At 67.1% G+C, this 19,945-nt stretch carries 11 protein-coding genes; 4 read left to right on the forward strand and 7 right to left on the reverse strand.

Annotation, left to right across the window (positions count from 1 at the left end):
* Window positions 1-102 precede the first annotated feature (102 nt).
* Together ALI22I_RS04350 and ALI22I_RS04355 are read left to right on the forward strand one after the other, a co-directional pair.
* Window positions 103-2,160, forward strand: coding sequence for a GmrSD restriction endonuclease domain-containing protein (locus ALI22I_RS04350; protein WP_077004253.1), 2,058 nt, complete (start codon window positions 103-105; stop codon window positions 2,158-2,160).
* Window positions 2,157-3,182 (forward strand): hypothetical protein, encoded by a 1,026-nt coding sequence (locus ALI22I_RS04355; protein WP_077004254.1) that lies wholly within the window; start codon window positions 2,157-2,159, stop codon window positions 3,180-3,182. Before ALI22I_RS04350 ends, ALI22I_RS04355 begins: the two co-directional genes overlap by 4 nt.
* A gap of 30 nt (window positions 3,183-3,212) precedes the next feature.
* Here the strand turns inward: ALI22I_RS04355 and ALI22I_RS04360 are convergent, their stop codons facing one another.
* Window positions 3,213-3,662: a hypothetical protein gene (locus tag ALI22I_RS04360; RefSeq protein WP_077004255.1), complete on the reverse strand. Its 450-nt coding sequence runs from the start codon at window positions 3,660-3,662 to the stop codon at window positions 3,213-3,215.
* A 102-nt stretch (window positions 3,663-3,764) separates the two neighbouring features.
* Window positions 3,765-4,043: a hypothetical protein gene (locus tag ALI22I_RS04365; protein ID WP_143531954.1), complete on the reverse strand. Its 279-nt coding sequence runs from the start codon at window positions 4,041-4,043 to the stop codon at window positions 3,765-3,767.
* A 153-nt stretch (window positions 4,044-4,196) separates the two neighbouring features.
* Between ALI22I_RS04365 and ALI22I_RS04370 the strand changes: the two genes are divergently transcribed.
* Window positions 4,197-5,045, forward strand: a complete 849-nt coding sequence (locus ALI22I_RS04370; protein WP_077004274.1) for a helix-turn-helix domain-containing protein — start codon at window positions 4,197-4,199, stop codon at window positions 5,043-5,045.
* Window positions 5,046-5,057: 12 nt separating this feature from the next.
* A complete protein-coding gene (locus ALI22I_RS04375) occupies window positions 5,058-5,237 on the forward strand; it encodes a DUF397 domain-containing protein (RefSeq protein ID WP_077004257.1) in 180 nt (59 codons plus the stop codon).
* A 29-nt stretch (window positions 5,238-5,266) separates the two neighbouring features.
* Here ALI22I_RS04375 and ALI22I_RS04380 read toward each other — a convergent pair whose 3' ends face one another.
* From ALI22I_RS04380 to ALI22I_RS04400, 5 genes are all read right to left on the reverse strand, one after another.
* Window positions 5,267-9,319, reverse strand: a complete 4,053-nt coding sequence (locus tag ALI22I_RS04380; protein ID WP_077004258.1) for an Eco57I restriction-modification methylase domain-containing protein — start codon at window positions 9,317-9,319, stop codon at window positions 5,267-5,269.
* Window positions 9,316-12,177 (reverse strand): helicase-related protein, encoded by a 2,862-nt coding sequence (locus tag ALI22I_RS04385; protein WP_077004275.1) that lies wholly within the window; start codon window positions 12,175-12,177, stop codon window positions 9,316-9,318. Before ALI22I_RS04385 ends, ALI22I_RS04380 begins: the two co-directional genes overlap by 4 nt.
* Window positions 12,178-12,190: 13 nt before the next feature.
* Window positions 12,191-17,398 carry a DEAD/DEAH box helicase gene (locus ALI22I_RS04390; protein WP_077004259.1) on the reverse strand — a complete coding sequence of 1,736 codons (5,208 nt, stop codon included), beginning with the start codon at window positions 17,396-17,398 and terminating at the stop codon, window positions 12,191-12,193.
* 507 nt (window positions 17,399-17,905) lie between these two features.
* Entirely contained in the window at window positions 17,906-19,114 is a 1,209-nt protein-coding gene (locus tag ALI22I_RS04395) for a PP2C family protein-serine/threonine phosphatase (protein WP_077004260.1), read from the reverse strand.
* Window positions 19,111-19,914 carry an alpha/beta fold hydrolase gene (locus ALI22I_RS04400; RefSeq protein ID WP_077004261.1) on the reverse strand — a complete coding sequence of 268 codons (804 nt, stop codon included), beginning with the start codon at window positions 19,912-19,914 and terminating at the stop codon, window positions 19,111-19,113. Before ALI22I_RS04400 ends, ALI22I_RS04395 begins: the two co-directional genes overlap by 4 nt.
* Between the last annotated feature and the right edge of the window lie 31 nt (window positions 19,915-19,945).

The raw sequence follows: 19,945 nt of genomic DNA on the forward strand, positions 1-19,945 counted from the left end.
GATCCGTTAACAACGGCTACATCATCACCGATATCGCATCATGCGTGGACAAGATCACCCATCGGTGACAATATGCCGCGTCCCGATTGCCTGAGGAGTTCGGTGAAGGCCAGCGAGACCACTCTCCGCAGTCTGCTGCAAGGAGAGCGCCAGTACGTCGTCCCGCTCTACCAGCGCACCTACAGCTGGGAGCGGAAGGATCTCGACCAGCTCTGGCAGGACCTCATCGGGGTCGCGGACAGCGGGGGCACCGCGTCACACTTCCTCGGCTCGGTCGTGCTCGCCCCGAGTCCGGGCAACACACCGGCCGGTGTCCAGGTGTGGTTGGTGGTGGACGGTCAGCAACGGCTGACGACCCTGTCGATCCTGCTGTGCGCGATCCGCGACCACGTACGCGCCCAGGACGCCCGGCTCGCGGAGAAGATCGACGACCTCTACCTTTTCAACCGGTACGCCAACGGCCAAGAGCGCTACACGCTGCTGCCGACGCAGGCCGACCGGCCGTCGTGGATCAAACTGCTGGAACAGGCGCCCGACGCCGGGGGAACCGACCGGATCGGTGACGCCTACCGCTTCTTCCGCAAGGAGCTGGCGGCCGTCGACGACCCCGACGACCCACACGACATCGCCCGCATCGAGCAGGCGATCGCCGGGCAGCTCAGCATCGTGGAGATCGCGGCGCACCCGGACGACAACGTGCACCGCATCTTCGAGTCGCTCAACCACACCGGCCAGCCGCTCACCCAGGCCGACCTGCTGCGCAACTACCTGTTCATGCGCCTGCCCACCCGCGCCGACCACGTCTACGCCAACCAGTGGTTGCCGTTGCAAGAGGGCCTGACGAACAAGCAGCTCGAAGAGCTGGTGTGGCTGGACCTAGTGCTGCGCGGTGACGACCGCGCCACCCAGGACGCGATCTACCAGTCCCAACAACACCACCTGAGCAAGCTGTCAGGCGAGGCCGAGATCGAGGCGTGGATCGTCGACCTGCACCACAAGGCGCGGTTGTTCCGCCGGGTGCTCGCCCCGGAGAACGAGCCGAACCCGGTCCTCCAGCGGGCGTTGGACCGCCTCAAGCGCTGGGCGGCGCAGGTCGTGCACCCCATCGCCCTGCGGGTGATGGTGGCCCACCACGCCGGACGCCTCGACGCCTACGAGGCCGCTCGTGCACTGCGCGTCGTGGAGAGCTTCCTCGTGCGCAGGATGATCGTCGGCATCGCCACCACCGGCACCAACCGCATCCTCATGACGTTGGTCAAGGAGCTGGGTGACGCGGTGCCGACGGTCGAGGAGATCACCCGCATCCTGTCGGGCCCGCGCAAGAAGTTCCCGACCGACGAGCATGTGCGCGAGGCGGTGTTGGTGAACAACTTCTACTGGATCGGCCGCGGCCCGCAGCGCACGTTCGTGCTGCGGTGCCTGGAGGAGGACTACAGCCACGGCGAGCCGATCGACTTCGCCGGCTCGAAGCTGACCATCGAGCACGTGCTCCCCCAGTCTCCCACCCAGGAGTGGCGGGACATGCTGGCCGAGGAGCTGACCGGCGACGAGACGCCCGAAGAGCTGCACGCCAAGCTCGTGCACACGCTGGGAAACCTCAGCCTCACCGCTTACAACGCGAAGCTCGCCAACGACGGCTTCGCCGCCAAGAAGAAGATCCTCGGCGACAGCGGCCTGGCCATGAACCGCGAGATCGCGGCGGCGTCGCGGTGGGGCGCGAAGGAGATCAGGGAACGCGGCCGGGCGCTCGCCGAGCGGGCGTTGCGCATCTGGCCAGGCCCCACGGACGCGGCCGACACCACACCGGTGGAGCCCCGGTGGTGGCGGATGAACCAGGTCCTCGCCGGCATCCCCGCCGGACGCTGGACCAGCTACTCCGACGTCGCGGAGGTGATCGGCACCCACCAGGTCCCCGTTGGGTCGCGGCTCGCCAACGTGGTGACCCCGAACGCCCACCGCGTGCTCAAGCTCAGCGGCGAGATCTCACCGGACTTCCGCTGGCCGGACCCGGATCGCACCGACGACCCGAAGGTGGTCCTGAAGGCCGAGGGCGTCAGGTTCGACGCCAAGGGGCGCGCGTCCGCCGAGCAGCGGCTGACCGCCGTCGAACTGGCGACGCTCGCCGACCTGGACGTCGACGTGGCGGAGGCCGAGGAGTGACGCCGAACATCCTCGTCGCCCCCTCCTACGGCAAGGCCAGTGCCAGAAGGCACTTCCACGACACCATCGAGGGCTGGGTCCCCTTCGCCGACGCCGAGCGGGGCCCGCTGCTGACCGACGAGCAGCGGGACCGACTGCTCGCGCTGCACCCGTCGGGCGTCGCGCACTTCTGGGGCGCGACCGAGAACCATGCCGACATGATGGCGGAACTGAAGCGCGGTGACGTCGTCCTCTTCACCGGCGACAACAAGGTGAAGGCCTGTGGCGAGGTCGGATACGTGTTCCGCAACAAGGACTTCGCCGACAAGCTGTGGTGGAAAGAGGGCGACAAGGAGAGCTTCGTCCACGCGTACAGCGTCGTCAACGTGCGCATGGTCGAGCGCCCGAAGCGCGACCTCGTGACGCTGTGCGGGTACGAGCCGAACTACGCGATCCCCGGACAGCGGTTCCTGCGGGAGCGGGACGTGCCGAAGGTGTTGCGCGAGTTCGGCATCGCGACGAGCGTGCTGGAGACACAGCTCGAAGAGATGATCGCGAAGGACCTCGACGAGGTCCGCCGCTCGTGGGTCACTCCGGTCGAGAAGGCCCACAAGAAGAAGGTCAAGCGCACCACGTCGGCGTCCACCACGGTCACCGATCGGGTCGAGACCGGTCTTGTGGAGATCTACCAACGCTTCTGCGAGCCGGAGAAGCTGGTCGCGTTCCGCACCGACAGCGGCCTGCGGGCCGACCTCTACCGGGAGAACGGCGACGAGGTCGAGATCATCGAGGCGAAGAGCCTGCCCACGCACGGCAAGGTGCGTGAGGCCGTGGCCCAGTTGCTGGACTACGCGGTGCACAGCGTCCGGCCGGTCACCCGCCTGTCGGCGCTGTTCCCGAGCAGACCCGACCGTGACGGGCTGGCCTACCTGCACCGGTTGGGCATCGACTGCGTGTACCTCGTCGACGGCGGCTCGTTCAAGCGGGAGGAAGCCTCCGACGCGCGCCGCGAACACATGATCCCGGTGTGGCGGGGAATCTGACCCTATCGACGTCGGGCGGTCCACCCGTGATCAGCCGGTGGACCGCCCGACGCGGCTCGCGAGAGCTTGGCTCGACGCGGTGCCGTCGACACTGCCTCGGTCCGGCACGGCTGTGTCGGCCTGTGGCTCCGGCGCCAGGCACGCCCCGACCGCCACGTCCAACGCCTGCCGGGCCACCTGCCAGCACTGGAGCCCACCCACGGCGAGCAGGACCATGCCGACGAGCAACAGCGTGTGCGGGATGACCGGCTCCGCACGCGCGCCGATCGCCAGCAGCGCGCCGAACTGACCGAGCACGCCCGCGCTGAACAGCACGGGGAACATCCGCGTGCAGCGGACCCACCGCGCGAGGACCTGGTTCGTCATGCTCAGCGAGGCGAGCACCGCACGACGCTGCGCGGGTGAGACGAGGCAGGACAGACCGAGCAGGTTGGTGATCGTCCGATCGACGAGCACCTGCCGTTGCCTGTGGACGAGCACTTCTCACACCTCCCGGAAAGGGCGGGACGACGCGGGCGGGGAGAACACTCGGAGAAGCGCCGCCCGCGCCGCCCCTGGACGGCCGGCCGAAGGAGGCCCGGCTCAGCCGCCGGCAACGGGGACGGTGAGTATCGGCCGGAGTGCCTGACGCAGGTCGTCGCGCAGCACGCAACCCGTCGCCCGGCACGCCGTGCACCCGCCGGACTCGTCGAGCGGATGCGTGCCCAGGCACAGCGTGACCGCGTCGACGAGCCGGTGCGTTTCCGTGCGCGCCATCCTCAGCGAGTCCTCGTCATCGCCGTAGAGCACGCCGATCAACAGCGCTGCCAAGTGCTGCCGCAACGCGCCATCAACCCGCTTGACCCCAGATGGGCTTTCCATGACCACTCCCCTCGACCTGGTTGAGAATGGCAGCCCTCACAGGCAAGCGGCAACGTCTTGCAGTGCCACTTCTGGGTGACTTTTCGCTGCTCAGCGCCATTATAAGACGATCTTGTGATCTCATTCCTTGCAGGCTACGCAAGGGGAGAGAACGTGGTGAAGCAGAAGCCAGGCGTGACTACCAGGGAAATCGGGTTCGAACTGGAACGGCTGCGCCGCGCCGCGAAGCTGAATCTCGATCAAGTCGGCAAGGGGATCGGTGTCTCGGCCGCCACGATCAGCAGACTGGAGAACGGCAAGCGACAGCCCAGCATCGAGGAGGTCGCTTCGATCCTCACCGTGATCGGCGTGACCGGTGCCGAGCGCGACCGCTTGTTGGACCAAGCGCGAGGAGGCAGCGGCCTCGGCTTGGTCGAGGGCAGCAACCCCACAGTGCAGAGTCGTACCTACCTGAACTTCGAGACCCGCGCCACGACGGTCACGAACTTTGAGCTGATGCTGGTGCCCGGCCTGGCTCAGACGGCCGAGTACGCCTTCGCCGCGATCACAGCCCTCATGCTCGACACGGACGAGCCGGACGTCGAAGCGCGGGTGAGGCGAAGGCTCGCACGTCAGACGATCCTCGGGCGACGGACTCCCCCGCAAGTCAACCTGATCATCTCCGAGTACGCGCTGCGCCTCCCGCTCGGCGGGCCGAAGATCATGGCCCGACAACTGCGCCACCTGATCGCCCTCAGCGAGCAGCCACACATCTCCATACGGGTCTTGCCCAGCGACGTGGTGGCTCACCCCGGGCTGCTCGGCCAGTTCGTCCTACTGGAGTTCGCCGGTGACCCAGCGCTTGTCCACGTCGAAGACCGTGCGACAGGCTTGTTCCTGGATGATCCTCTCCGTGTCGCCAGCTATAGGCTCACAGTGGAGAAGCTGAGGGACGTGGCGCTGGACGAACAAGACTCCCTGTGGCTGATGACGTCCATCGCGCGCGACCACGACGGAGAGTGAGGTGGCGCATAGATGACTACGCCTACGCAGTTCCGCAAGAGCAGCCATAGCGGCGATTCCAACTGCGTTGAAGTGGCGAGGGACTCACGAGTTGTCCGACTGCGCGACTCAAAGCAGCCAGAAGGCATGTGCGTACAAATCAGCGCGAATAGCTTCCGTACATTCGTAAGCATGATCAAGGCGTACCGGTAAGTGGAAGGGGCGGCCCATCCGCCCCTTCTTCACTGTTCCGGATGACGCTCCCCTTGACCCGGCGGAGGATCAAGAATCGTCCGATAATCCCCGCCCGCGTCGATCGCCTTCTGCATCCGGTCGTAGACGTCAAGGATCAACCGCTTAGTGCGGTACTCGCCGAACGCCGCCTCATCCTTGCGCTTGACGATCGGGAACGTATCCATGATGTAGTCAACATCACCGCGACTTACACCGTAAACATGAAAGAAGGCGGCATCCAATTCTGCCTTCAAGAGCGCGCGTCGAGTGTCATCCCAAACAAAGGGCTCACCTTCATGCCCCATGTCAAGCGCAAAGGCCTTCAGATCGGAGGCAGTGAAGACGAGTTCAAACACTCGATCCTTAACCCATTCACCCAATACCTGCTTCGCCCACGCCGGCGCCCAGTGAAAGACATCAGGCGACGGAATCGGAAGCTGCTTGACGTAGTGCACATTTACCGTAGCACTCGCAATCTTCCTCCTGGCCACGTAATCGAGCACGAAGGAACTCCACACCGCAACCAGATGGATTGCGAATCTTGGGTCAGAGAGAGTTGCAACAGGCAGCTTATCACTGGTGACTACTTCAGGAATAATCGCCGAGATCAGCGTACGCTCATTGGTACTATTAGAAACGTTCCGCCACACCAGGCGCCAAGGTTTCTGCCATCGACCTGCCAGCTTCGGAGCCACATACTGTTTCGCCACGAGATAGCGACCACGAGCAACCGACATCGGGTCAGATCTGTCGACCGCTACCAGCTCATTACCCATATATGACGCCCAGCGGTGATCATACATGTGCATTTGCTTAGCTTCATAGAAATCGAGCACACCCGATCGTGAAGTCACGTCTACCGGAGAAATGAAAGCCTTAGAGTCATGCGCCGAGTGGAACATCTCCAAGAATTGAAATCCCCACCGATTTCCGTCAACCCTCCTCTCATTCACCAACACCGGAAGACGGCGATGAATCTCAAGCAAAATCTCTACATCACGGCGATTGCGCACCATCGGACAGGTGCCGGTGTTCGGGTTGATCAATAGAATTTCAGATGGCGGCATAGAGAAGGCATTCGAGTCGAGATCGCGCATGTAGCGGATGAAGAACGCGAACCGTGCTTCGTCAACTCGTACACGCCGACCGCCTGCGGTCAGGAGGCTGAAGTGGACGCGGTGGTCCACCGCACGACTCAGCAGGAAAGCTTCGTTTTCGAAGTCGTAGAACGACACCAGCGACGACGTGTCGACCATGGCACGGAAGAAATACTGGGTGGTCGCATCGGTGGCGATACCGGTCGGCAGCACCATGCCGAAACGGCCGTACTCACCGACGACGATTCGGGCGCTCTCCGCGAACACGGCGTAGGTGTTGACGTCACCGCGCCCGGTCAGCGGGAACCGGCCGGAGTCGCGTAGCAGGTGACTGACGCCTTCCGCTTCGCGCTTGGCGGCTTCGAAGTCCGCCGACATGGCGCGCTCCGACTCGCTCTCGCTCGTCTTCAGTGCGGCGATGAGCTTGCGGCGTGCAGCCGCGTTCGGAGCCTTGGCGATCTTCTCACTACGGGCGGCGAAGAACTCCTGTTCCTGAAGTTTCACGCGCTCCCATGGCGGGTTTCCCAGCACGCAGGAGAAGCCACCGGACCAGCCGGTCTTCTCGTCGGCGTCACGGGCGTCGTCGCCGACGTGGAACACCTCGGGGAACTCCAGGTGCCAGTGGAAGAAGCGGTAGTCCTCGGTCAGCTTCCGCACCAGCTCGCGCGTGCCCGGATCGACGCGGTCCGGTTCGGCCTCCAGGTTCATGATGGTCTGGTAGGTCAGCGGCCAAGGGCCGGCGATGGCGGCCCGGTCGGCTTTCGCCGCCGCCAGCTCAGCGCCGGGGGCGATGTTCTTCGGCGCGACGAACGCCGCGCACCAGGCGTCCGCGACTTCCTTGCGGTGCTGGAAGTCGGGCGACTGCGAGTAGCCTCGATACCGCATGGCCTGCACGTGGACGTCGGCCAGCGCGCGCGGCACCTGTGCGGTGATCTCGGTGACTTGCTTCGCCAACTTCCGGTTGCTGGTGTCGATCGCAGAGCTGCCGAACAGGTCCATTGTGTTGCCGCGATACTCGCTCGCGTTGAGCTTCTTCAACCCTGCGACAGCCGCCTTGTCGTCACCCTCCAGCGCCTTGAAGGCGCTGTCCGGCAGGCCGTCGGCGAGCAGCTTCGGCGTGACGCCGAGCAGGGAGTTGCCGACCTTGATGTGGGCGTCGAGGAAGCTCAGCGGCTTGCCGGGCTCCAGCGATTCCATCCACAGACTGACCTTCGCCAGCTCCACGGCCCAGTCGTTGAGGTCCACGCCGTAGATGCACTTGGCGATGACGTCATGCACCGCGTGCCGCACGTCGTCGGCGGACGGCTCGATCTCCTCCGTCCGCACGGCCGCGAGGCGCTTGGCGATGCGGCGGGCGGCGGCGACGAGGAAGTGCCCCGACCCACAAGCCGGGTCGCACACCGTCACCGCCAGCAGCGCGGCTTCCTGCTCCTCCCGAGTCGCCTTGCCCTTCACAGCGTCGTCGAGAACGGGCTCCAACGCGGAGTCCAGCAGGCATTCGACGAGCGAGGACGGCGTGTAGTACGAGCCGGTCGTCTTGCGCTCGTTGCCTCCCAACACCTCCAGCCGGAACGTGCGCTCGTCCGGGTCGTGGCGCGGCAGGTACGCCAGCAGAGTCTCGTAGACGCTGCCCAGTTCCTCGGCGTCGAGGTTGCGGTAGTCCACGGTCCGCCGGGGCCCGGTGCCACCCTTGAGCACGCAGAGGCTGCGCACCGCCGCCAGCAGGTCCTGGTTGGCCAAGGTCGCGTCCCGCAGGGGCCGGTCCAGCGGCCCGCGTTGGAAGATGCCGCCCAGGCCGGGCAACGCTAGACCGGGGAGGCCGTTCGCGGACGCCTCGCCGACGAACTCGCCCTTCTCATCGACCTCGGGTCCGCCGAGTGCGTGCAGGACCAGTTGCAGCGCCTTCCACCGGTCGCCGTGCCGCGTCCCCAGTCGCCGCACGGCCGCCGTCCGGAGCCGCGCCGACGAGAAGTAGTCGTTGTAGCGGTCCTTGGCGTCCTCGGAGGCGTCCGGGTCGAGGAGGGCTCCGCGATCCTCGGCGACGAACAGGAACAACAGCCGGTAGACCACGCGCAGCAACGAGCGTTGGTAGTCCTCGGCGCGCAGTGCGCCCGAACGCAACTGCTCACGCAGATCAGTGTTGTCCGGGTGGCGGATGAAGCCGGTGCCCAGGATGTTGATGGCCTCGACCACCCCGTCCTTGAGCTGGTCCAGCGCCCGCTGGCCACGCTCGATGGACTGGGTGCGCCACCGCTCCAGCCAGCAGTCGGCCGGGCCGCCGTCCTCGGACAGCACCTCGAACCGCGACTGGTGCAGCAGCGCGAACAGCAGGACGAACTCGTTGTAGAGATCGCCGCCGAACATCGCTTCGAGGTCGAACTCGACATACGACGCCCGCACCAGTGACGTGGAGTCGCGGAGCAGACGCACGACCCGACCATTGCTGACGACCGCCCACAGGTACTCGTTGGAGCGGTTGACCAACTCCTGCGCCATGGACGCCGGCGCGGCGGTGGCCGCGCCCTTGGTGCCGGGACTGCGCTTGTCGACGGGCGTGTTCCAGCCGACCAGGTGGATCGGCACGGTGTGCCAACGGTGGCTGATGGGGAACGACTTGCCGTCGCCGACCAGGCCGCCGCTGGGCGCGGCGTCCAGCTTCCCGTAGCCGAGTTGGGCGAACAGCAGCTCGGTCCACAGCTTGCGCGTCACGGCCGCGGACACGTCGTCGGGGCGGCGGCCCAGCTCGTCCTGGAACCGGGCCCACTGGCCGGTCAGGTAGCTCCACGAGCGGTTGGCGGCGTCACGGATGCGTTCGCCGCCCAGGTGGTAGGCGTCGGTGGTGAAGCCGTCGAGGTCCTTCACGGCCTCGGCGCGTCCACCCAGGCCCAGCGACACCCGGTTGAGCAGGTCGGCGGGCAGCAGGCCGCCGATGGAACGGATGGAGGTGAAGGTCTCGGTGCTCACGCGGAAGCGCCCCCATCGGCAATCGGCAGGTACACGTACACGCCCAGCACATCGGCGGGCTTCTGAACGGTGACCTTGAGGTTGCGCACACGGGCGCCCGCGGCCCGGCGGACGGCGTGGTGGCTGGCGCGCAGCTCCTCGGCCAGTTCCTCGCCCCTCCGGTCGAGTTCGGGGATCACGTCGTCGAGGCGTTTGACCGCACGCTCGGCGAACGTGCGGGCCTGGTCCACAGGAATGTTCGCGTCGGGGGTCGCGGCGAGCAGTTCGTCCACTTCGGACTTCGACAGCCACTCCGACGAACTCGGGCTTCCCCGGTAGGCCAACAGCTGTGCGTCCTCGGCGACCAAGGGCCGGTCGCCCGAGCGCGACGGCAACACCAGGTGGAACCGGTACCGCACCAGCAACAGCGTCGTGCGAACGGCTACAACCTTCGTGCGAGCCACGCCGCAGCGGCGTGCGGGACGCAACCGCGCCTCGCCGTTGGTCGTGTCCAACGCCATGTCGAGCACGAACCGGGCCACCGCCTGCACGGTCGGATCGGTGCGGGTGAGCACGGCGTGCTTGGGCGAGGGCAACGGCAGGTCGGGGTGGAACGGCAAGGGCTCGGCTCGCCTAATGGGCAGCGCTTCCCGCAGAGCGGGCGGCAGCCCGGCCGTCGTGGCCGTGAAGGCGGCGGGCGCCACCTCCACCTCGCTCGTGATGACCGTGGAGCCGAGCGCGCGCAGCGCTTCCCGAGTGAACTCGATGATCTCCGCGCGGGTGCCCAGGGCGTCACGCACGGCGCGGACCTGCTCGCCGACCACCTGCGGGTCGATCGTGTTCTGCGCGAACCGGCTGCGGGACCGCTTCTCGCGCTCGGCGGCGCTCTCCCAGTCGCGGTGCAGGGTCTCGCGTTCCGGCAGCAACCCCAAGTCGAGCATCGGCTGGTCGGCCTGGCTGTCGCCGCGCAGCTCCAAACCCTCCATCAACGCGTGCAGGAGGTTGTCGGTCTCCGCGGGCACCGGAACGGACACACCGGTGGCCTTGCGGATCTTCTCGTGCTTGCGCAGCAGCACGTCCAGCACGATGCCGTCGATGCCGTTGTCCGCGCCGTAGACGGTCATGGCGCGCACGATGCTGCCCGGCTTCTGCCCGAACCGGTCCACCCGGCCTTCCCGCTGTTCATGCCGGGTCGGGTTCCACGCGAGATCGTAGTGCACGACCGCGTTGAAGTACTCCTGGAGGTTGACGCCCTCCGACAGGCAGTCCGTGGCGATGAGGACGTGCTGTCCCGGCTTGTCGGTCAGCTCCCTGATCCGGCCGATGCGCTCGGTGGGCGGCAGGGTGCCGGTGACCGACTCAACGGACTTTCCGCGGCCGAGCTTGCCGGTGAGCTGTTCGGCCAGGTACTCGGCGGTGTCGATGAACCGGCAGAACACGATCGGCGAGTAGCCGTCGGCCAGCAGGCCCTTGAGGGTCTTCGTGAGCAAGGCCAGCTTGGTGTCGTCCTTGCCTTCCAACTTCGTCGCGCGGGCGGCGAAGTCACGCAGCCGCCTGCGGGTCGCGGTGTCGTCGTCCTCGACCTCGGCGTCCGCGCCCGGCGTCACGTCCGCGGCCTCGATCGCCTCGTCGTCGGCCTGGTCGAGCACCGTGGCGCGGCCCAGTTCGTCGGCTTCCTCGGCACTGTCGGCGGCACCGGCAGCGGCACGGGTGCGCAGGGTCTTGGCCGCCGCGCGCGGCGAGGACGCCAGGGCGCGCAGCAGCGCCAGCGCCGACCACCACCGCACCCGCTGGCGCACCACTCCACCGGCCTCATCCCGCACCTGCTCGCGCACGAACTCCAGCACGCTGGTGAACAGCGACCGGTAGGCCGGGCTCAACCGGTAGGCGACTTCCTTGCTCTCCCGGTCCTTCGGGAACGGGGTCTCCTCGTCCAGGTAGTCGCGGATGTCGGCACGGCGGCGCTGCACAAAGTGCTCGGCCAGCCGACGCCGTCCCCGCTCGTCGTCGAAATGCACGTTTGCCAACTCGGGATCGAGCAGGCCGAGGAGGTTGCGGAACGCCTCCTCCTTGCCGCTGTGCGGGGTGGCGGTCACCAGCACCAGGTGACGCTCCCGGTCGTCGGCGAGCTTGCGCAGCAACTCGTACCGGAGCATGCGGGCGGTGCCCGTGCGGTCGTCCGTCCCGATGCAGGTGTGCGCCTCGTCGACGATCACCAGGTCCGGGCAGGACCGGATGAACTCGTCACGGCGGCGAGTGGACTTGATGAAGTCGGTGGACACCACCGTGTACGGGTAACGCTCGAACACCGTCTCGTTGCCGATGAGCGTGCGCTCCAGACGCGTCGCGGTGCTGGGCAGCACGAGTTCGGCCCGCAGCCCGAACTTGTCGCTCAGTTCCTCACGCCACTGCTCGGCCAGCGCCGGGCTGCACAGCACGGTCAGCCCTCGGGCCTCGCCTTGCGCCAACAGCTCGGTCGCGATCAGCCCGGCCTCGACGGTCTTGCCGATACCGACGTCGTCGGCGATCAGCAGCCGCACGACCTCCTGCCGCATCGCCATCAGCAGCGGCACGTACTGGTAGGGACGGGGATCGACCGAGAGACCGGCCAGCGAGCGGAAGGGGCCCGCACTGGCGTTGAAGCCGATGCGCAGTGCCGACCGCAGCAGCGACGCGCGGCTGAAGTCGCCCAGGTCCTCGGGGTCCGGTTTGGGAAAGCTCGCCGAGCGCACGTCCTCCAGCTCGGGCAGCACGGCGGCGATGTCGTCCTCCGTCCCGCCGAGAGGGCGCAGCACCAGGAAGTCCGCCGAGCTGTCGGGCAGGACCACCCACTCCCGGCCACGGGCCTGCACCAGTGAGCCGACGGCGAAACTTGTCACACGTTCTCCCTGTTCATCGTGCACCGCTGCCGGCACCGAACACCGAGGCGTGGCGGGCTACGACGCTCGACCAGTCGTCGTCGTAGCGAACCCGCACCACCGCCCAGCCATAGTCCATCAGACGCTCCTCGGCGTCCTCGTCACGCTCGGCCACCGACGAGTCGTCATGTTTGGGGCCGTCGACGAACACCGCGACGGCCCCACCCTTGAGGTGGTAGACGAAGTCCGGCCGTGCCCGTGCCGCCTCCACGACGACCTGGGCTTCGTCCGGCAACCGGTACTGGTGCTCCCGCAGCCACGCTACGAAGTCCCGCTCCAAACCGGAATCGGAGGCATAGGTCAACAGCTCGGCCTGCTTGTCGCGGCTCACGCCGGACCCGGCGGGCACAGTGGAGCCCGACGCGAACTCCACCAACAGCTCGCGCACCTTGTGCCGGTTGATCAGCCGGTGGTCGCTCTGGTTGCCGTAGGACAGCAGACAGTCGTAACAGGCCAACTCACAGCGCTCGTCGGGCGTCGACTGCTGCGTGTCCTGACCCGTCTTCGGGTTGAAATGCATGATCTCCAGCGCCGCCTGCGCCACCCGGGCGAGATCGCCGCGCTCCGTCTGGAGCCTGCGCAGCACGCCCGCGCCGCCCTCAGCGGACTCGATGAACAGGGTGCGACCGTGATCCTGGTCGTCGGGCAGGGCTTCGCTGACCAGCTCGACGTCCTCCAGTTGGAAGGTCGCCTCGATACCGCGTTCGAGGGCATAACGCAGGGTGGTCGCAGTCTCATGGTCAAGGCCGCGGGCCGCCCGGAACACCAGGATGTTGCGGCGGTCCTCGACGAACGGGATCACCTTCATCTTCCGCTCGACCTCACCGGCCTCGACCAGCTCGTCGTCGCCGGGCACCGCATCCGGTGCGTCCTTCGCGGCGAGCCACCGGCCGGTGACGGTGTCGAGCCAGAAGCCGATGTCCTCGCGGTTCTTGCGCCGACGGTGCCCCAGGTTCGTCACCCGGATGGTGGCGGTGTCGCCGTACGCGAGATGCGCCAGTGGCTTCCCCTCGGCGTCGACGAACTCGGCGTCCAGGTGGCCGGGCCGATCGCCGTGGTCGGTGAACCGGTACGAAGTCTCCTTCTCGAATCCCGCCCGCCTGCGCTCCTCCTCGTCGGAGGAGATGCGTTCACGGCGGCGGGTGAAGACCGTCTGGAGTTGGAGCAGGTTCGAGCGGATCGGCGCCAACAGGCTGTCGCAGCTGTCGCACCGGTCGGTGCCCGGCTGCGCCTTGTGGTGGTATCCGCACGACGGACAACGCCGTGCCTCGTCGGTGTCCAGCGACGTCTCACCCGACGACGTGACCGGCAGTTGGACCTGGGTGACCTGGTAGCGGGCGCCCTCGTGGTAGATCAGCGCGCCGGGACCGAACTCGTTGATCGCCAGGAAGCGGGGCCGCTGGATGTAGTTGCCCTCCGATCGCCACTTGCGGTGGCCGGGGATGTAGGCCGCCAGCGGCAGGCGCGGGAAGGAGTAGCCGGGCAGGAAGCCTTCGGACGCGAAGTAGCGGTAGGCGTAGAAGTCGGACTGGAAGGTGTCCGAGTCCTCGTTGCACAACAGCTTGATCTGGTTCTCCGCGACCCTGCGTCGCGTGGCCGCACGGTCGCGCGCCTGCGGTGTCGCCGAATGGTCACCGACCAGCCGGTGCTGCTTGTCCCGCTCGGCCTGGGCATTGCGGTACATGGAGCGCCATCGGGCGAGCGCCCGGTCGAACTGGTGCGGGGCGGCGGCAACCACGTCCTCGATCCACCCCTCGTACCACCAGGAGACGCCGGCGAGCCTCGGCATGTCGCCGACCACGGCGCGTGCCCGCTGAACGGCCCGACGCTGCGCCCCTTGGTCGGAGATGACAGCCTGGACTTCGGGCAGCACGGGAAGCTCCCGGTCCTCCACCGTCAGCAGCTTGTTGATCGCGCCGCCCAGCGACTGGCCCGTCTCCGCGAGCCAGATGGCCTGCACGTGGGAGCGCACCAGGTCCTCGTTGGCCAGGTCCAGGCGTGGCGGCTCGACGGCTCCGGCGACCATGCGTTCCTGGCGGGCGAAGTAGTACTGGTCGTGGCTGTTGCCCGTGGCGCAGTAGGTCACCACGAGGGCCGGCTGGCCGGAACGTCCAGCACGACCGCTGCGCTGGGCGTAGTTCGCCGGAGTCGGCGGCACGTTGCGCATGCCGACCGCGTTGAGGCTCGCGATGTCCACGCCGAGCTCCATCGTCGGCGAGCAGTACATCAGCGGCAGATCGCCCTTGCGGAACGCCGCTTCCCGTTCCTGACGCTGCTCCGGGTCGACCTGCGCGGTGTGTTCCTTGGCTTCGAGCCCTGCCAGCGCACCGGCCAGTTCGCGATAGAGGTGCACGAAGAACGCGTTCGTTCGCGGCGCGGTGTCCGCGTCGTACGAACGCCGCACGGGGTCGAGCGCCCCAGCGGTGCCGTCACCGGGACGGAGAATGATCGCTGACGTCATCAGCTGGTAGCCGGGAGCCCCCGCCTTGTCCGCCGGGATCGCGACGGTCACTATCCCTTGCCGCTCGAACACGGCGAGCAGGTCACGGATGACCTTCTCCGCGTCTTCCCGGCCGAGCTTGTGCCCCCCGTTGACCGCCTTCAGCTCGGGATGGTTGATCAGATAGCGACCGAACGCGGAGCGCCCCGTGAGGTTCAGCTCGCGGCGCGGCCCACCGGGACGCCCGGACCGGACGAACGCGTAGCCGACCTTCGGCTCGCTCTCCCGCTCTCCCAGCGCCCAGGGTCCTTCCAGGAGCTGCCCGCTGCGATTGCGCAGCCGTTCGAATCCGTCCTGGCTGAACGACTCGACCGCCAGGGCGAGCACCCGGCGGAACTCGTTCAGCAGCGCCCGGCCGATCTCCTCTCGCAAACCGTCGGGCGCGTCCCTCAGCACCGGGTATTTGTCCTGCCAGAACGGCTGATACCCGGCGGACTCGTGCAAGTCCTGGTAGTCGACCCTGATCAGGCCGGTCTGTTCCAGGTTCGGCATGGTGATCCGCCAGCCGCTTTCCAGGTCCTGGTAGACGCGGTGGGCGACGACCTCGCGCAACGCCCGCCAAGCCGTGTCCTGCCGGCTGAACAAGGCGTCCTTGGCCTGGGCAAAGTCGGTGAACTCCAGCTTCAGAGCGTCCACGACCTCGCGGCCCAACTCGTCGAAGGTCAGCCCGCCGGCACCCGCGTCCAGAGCAGCTCGGTACAGCGCTCCGCGCAGCTGCGCCACCTGCACGAAGTCGTTGAAGTGACCCGCTTGGAGGCTCGCGTCCTGTCGGTTGTCGACGAAGGTGAGCAGCTTGCGCGCGTCGGTCGGCAGCTCGGCCTCCGGAAACTCACGCAGGCTGCGGACGATGCTGGCTCCGACCACGCTCACGGCGGAGCTGCGGCCCTCCACGTCCAGCGTGGCCAGTTTCGCGAAGTCGCGACCACGCACCTGTTCGTACGAGACCCGACAGCGCAGGCAGAACAGGAACGGGCTGGGCACATAGGCGGCGCGCAAGCCCTCGCCGGGGTCCTTCTCGTGCCCGTCGATGCCGACCCATACGTCTCTCGGCACGTACTTGCGTCTGCTTGGCACCACTTCGGGATGGCCGTCCGAGGTCTCGGTCATCCACGAGTTCGGCAGCCGGTTGTCGAACTCCAAGTCCAGCCGCCACGGCAGGTCGCTACTGACGTACAGGTAACCGTTGTTGTCGTCACCGCCGCTGGCATCGTGATCCTGGCGGGGTTCGTACCGGGTGACACCGTGACGCGCGGTGCGCGCGACGACCAGGTAGTCCTGACCGCATTCGCGGCAGAACGCCAACGGCAGCAGCACCTTTTCCGGCTCGTTCGGCGCCACCAACTGGTACTTGCCGACTATGCGACGCTCGGATTCCGGTTCCAGGCTGACGTGGACGCTGTCCCCCTTGGACAGGAACTGATGGAGGCGGAACGCGAACAGCGGCCGCCCCGTTTCGGGATCGCGGACGTTGCTGCCCGCTTGCAGCACCCTTCGGATGGCATCGGCGCACGTCGCCGCGTTTAGTTCGGTGAGCGTTGACAAATCCTCAGCCGCCACTTCGACCTTGACGGGTGCCTGCCTGACGAGGGCTCCAGTGCTATGGTCGGTGGTCAATCCGAAGGTGGACTCCACCCACACTGCCAGTGGGTCGACACGCAGTTCCTCGAAGGACATGCCGAAGTGGTCGTGGTCGACGGCAGCCGTCAGCGCCCCGGTCCCGGGCGAGGTGTCCGCAGTGGCCCGAACCAACGTTTCACCGATCACGTGGTCCGGCTTTACAGGCGCCCCGAACAGGCGACCGGCTACCTCGGCCACAACAGCACGCCGTTCGGTGATCGTGCCCTCGGTGGACATGGTCGCCGAGGTGCCGACGCACTGGAGGCCCGGCGCCTCGCAGGCGTCGCGAACACGCCTGACCAGCATAGCCACGTCGGCCCCTTGACGGCCGCGATAAGTGTGCAACTCATCGAGCACCAGAAAACTCAACCCTTGAGCGGCACGGATGAGCTTGGCCCGTTCCCGGGGCCTGGTCAGGACCAGGTCGAGCATGACGTAGTTGGTGAGCAGGATGTCGGGCGGATTGCTGAGGATCCGCTCCTTCTCCCGCTCGGACTCCTGACCCGTGTAACGCTCGAAGGTCACCGGAGGCGTATCGGCGGGATAGCCGAAGGCGAGGAACTTCTCCAGTTCATGCCGCTGACTGTTGGCCAACGCGTTCATCGGATAGACGACGATCGCTTTGATGCCTTTTCGACGATCACCACGCAGCACATGGTCAACGATCGGCACGATGTAGGACAGACTTTTCCCTGAGCCGGTACCCGTGGTGAGAACGTAGTTGTGACCTTGCCGGGCGACCTCTACCGCCTCCCGCTGGTGCCTGTGCAGGGTCAGGGGACGGCGACCAGGATCTTCGGAGTGCCCTTTGACCCGGAAGATTCGTTCGCATTCCGGGTGCAGTACGCCATCGTGGACCAAGGCGTCGATCGAGCCGCCAGAGGCGAAACTGGGATTCAGCGAGACCCAGGGATCGGGCCATTGCCGCCCCCTGGCGAGTTCCACGTCGACATAGTCTCGAACCCTGGTATCGCGGATTCCGACGAAGGCCGACGTGAAGCCACGGTAGTCGTCGACCAATCGCGCTCGCACGTCGAAGATGTCACGCACCGGCTGATCCTTCATTACTCACCACCCCCGGCCCTACCGTACCGATCCACTCCGCTGGACGCAGGAGTTCGCGACTTGCGCGCGTATACGCGCTCATCTCTCGTTCCGCTCTCGTTGAGCACCGCAGCGAAGGTCATGTGCATCGCAGTGTTGTCGGCATCTTCCGGGTACAGGAGGTCGATCCATGACAGTCCGGATTCGCCTGAACACACATACGTCCCGGTCCACGAGCCACATCCCGTTCCGCCAGGTCGACCCTCGTGGAGGAACCTACACACCAGGTCGGTGGCGCCGTTCCCCTGCTGGACCACCACCGATTCTTGCTGCATCACCACCGTCTAGCGGCCTGCGCACACGTGTATCCCGTGCGACGGACGTCGACCGATTGCTCGACCGGTGCATCGTCCACCGACCGATAAACGTCACATGCCGTAGTCGTTGTCACCCGATTGAAGTAACACCCGTGTCGACCGAGGCGCCACATGCCACTCAGGCTATGGGCATGGTCCGACGCCCAGAGCGTCAAGTTCGAACCTGATCGGATCGGGGAACGCCCAGCGCCAGCACGGCGGTGTCGTCTTCGACGCCCTTGCCGAGCCCGGCCAGCAGGTCCACCAGGGCGTCGACGATGCCCGTCGCGCTGGTCGGCGCGAGGGTGGCCGCGAACTCCAGCAGCGCCTCTTCGCTGTAACGGGTGGTGTCGCCGGTTCGGGCTTCGGTGAGGCCGTCGGAGTACAACACGAACGTGTCACCGGCGGCCAAGTGGATGGTGGTGGTGACCACGCGTGCGTCGGGCAGGATGCCGATGAGCTGGCCGCCGGGCGTCTCCACGTACTCGACGGTGCCGTCCGCGCGCAGCAGCAGGCCGGGCGGGTGGCCGCCGGCGGCGACGGTGAGCGTGCAGCCGTCCGGTTCGACGGTGAGCACGCCGAACGTCACCGTGCAGAAACGCGCGCGCCCGTCCTCGTGCTCCTGGTTGAGCACGGTGTTGAGGTTGGTGAGCACCGCGACCGGGTCCGGGTCGTACACGGCCGCCGAACGCAGGGTGTAGCGGGTCAGCGACGTCACCGCCGCCGCGCCGGCTCCCTTGCCGCACACATCGCCGAGGAACAACGCCCACCTGCCGTCCGCCAACGGGAACACGTCGTAGAAGTCGCCGCCGACCTCGAACGGTGACGCGTGGTGGTAGTGCGTGGCGATCTCCACACCCGGCACGGTCGGCAGCACCGGCGGCAACAGGGTGCGCTGGAGGGTGGTGGCGAGCCGCCGGATCTCGTCGCGTTCCCGCTCGGCCTCCTGCCGGGCGCGCAGCAGTTCGCGTTCGTAGGTGCGGCGGTCACGCGCGTCGAACACCGTGGTGCGGATCAGCAGCGGCTCGCCGTCACTTCCCGTCTTGACCGTGGAGTTCACCATCACCGGCAGCCGCGTGCCGTCGGCCGCGATCACCTCCATCGCCACGCCGCGGACCTCGCCCTGCATCCGCAGCAACGGGGCGAAATGGGTCTCGTGGTAGAGCTTGCCGCCGACGGTGAGCAGATCGGCGAACCGCCGCCGTCCCACCAGTTCCTCGCGCCGGTAACCCAGCCACCGCAGCAGGGTGCCGTTCACCTTCGCGATGTGCCCGTCCAGCGAGGTGGACAGGTAGCCGCACGGCGCGTTCTCGTAGAGGTCCTCCGCGCTGTCCTCCAACAGTGCGGAGAAAGCGTCGTGGTCCGGATCGTTCTCTGTCACCGCGGGCTCGTCACGAAGCGCAGTATGGCGTCCGCGGTGGCTTCCGGGGCGCTGAGCTGGGGGCAGTGGCCGGTGGCGTCGAGCGTGACGAGCGTGCTGCCGGGAATTTGAGCGTGGACGAACGCGCCGACCGCGCGTGGCGCGATCACGTCCTGCGCGCACTCCACCACCAGCGTCGGAACGGTGACCCGCGCCAGGTCCGCCCGGTTGTCGGACAGGAACGTCGTGCGGGCGAAAACCCTGGCCACCTCCGGGTCCGTGCGGCAGAAGCTGTTGGTCAGCTCCGCGCCCAGCTCGGGCCGGTCGGGGGTGCCCATGATGACCGGTGCCATCGTCGCCGACCAGCCGAGGTAGTTGCTCTCCAGCGAGTCGAGCAGCTCCTCGATGTCGGCGGCGCTGAACCCGCCCCGGTAGTCACCGTCGTCGATGTAGCGCGGCGACGGCGTGAGCAGCACGAGCTTGCCGAACCGCGCCGGCTCCGCGGCCACCGCCAGCACCCCGATCATCGCCGACACCGAGTGCCCCACGAACACCACGTCGCGCACGTCCAGCTCACGGCAGATGTCCAGCACATCGGAGGCGTACGCGTCCAGCGTCGAGTACGGCCCCGCGTCCCACGCCGAGAGATCGGACCGCCCCGCCCCGACGTGATCGAACAACACCACCCGGCACTTCTCGGCCAGCGCCGGCACCACCAGCCGCCACAGGTTCTGATCGCACCCGAAACCGTGCGCGAGCATCACCACGGGGCCGTCGTCGTTACCCGTGACGACCACGTTGTTCCTGGTCCGCGCGTCCATCAGCACATCCTGTCACCCGTGGTCGGTGATA

The sequence above is a fragment of the Saccharothrix sp. ALI-22-I genome (assembly GCF_001984175.1).
Taxonomy (GTDB): domain Bacteria; phylum Actinomycetota; class Actinomycetes; order Mycobacteriales; family Pseudonocardiaceae; genus Actinosynnema.

Coding starts and splice junctions, on each gene's coding strand:
- ALI22I_RS04390 (WP_077004259.1), bottom strand. CDS start 17,398: ATGAAGGATCAGCCGGTGCGTGACATCTTCGACGTGCGAGCGCGATTG.
- ALI22I_RS04400 (WP_077004261.1), bottom strand. CDS start 19,914: ATGGACGCGCGGACCAGGAACAACGTGGTCGTCACGGGTAACGACGAC.
- ALI22I_RS04375 (WP_077004257.1), top strand. CDS start 5,058: ATGACTACGCCTACGCAGTTCCGCAAGAGCAGCCATAGCGGCGATTCC.
- ALI22I_RS04365 (WP_143531954.1), bottom strand. CDS start 4,043: ATGGAAAGCCCATCTGGGGTCAAGCGGGTTGATGGCGCGTTGCGGCAG.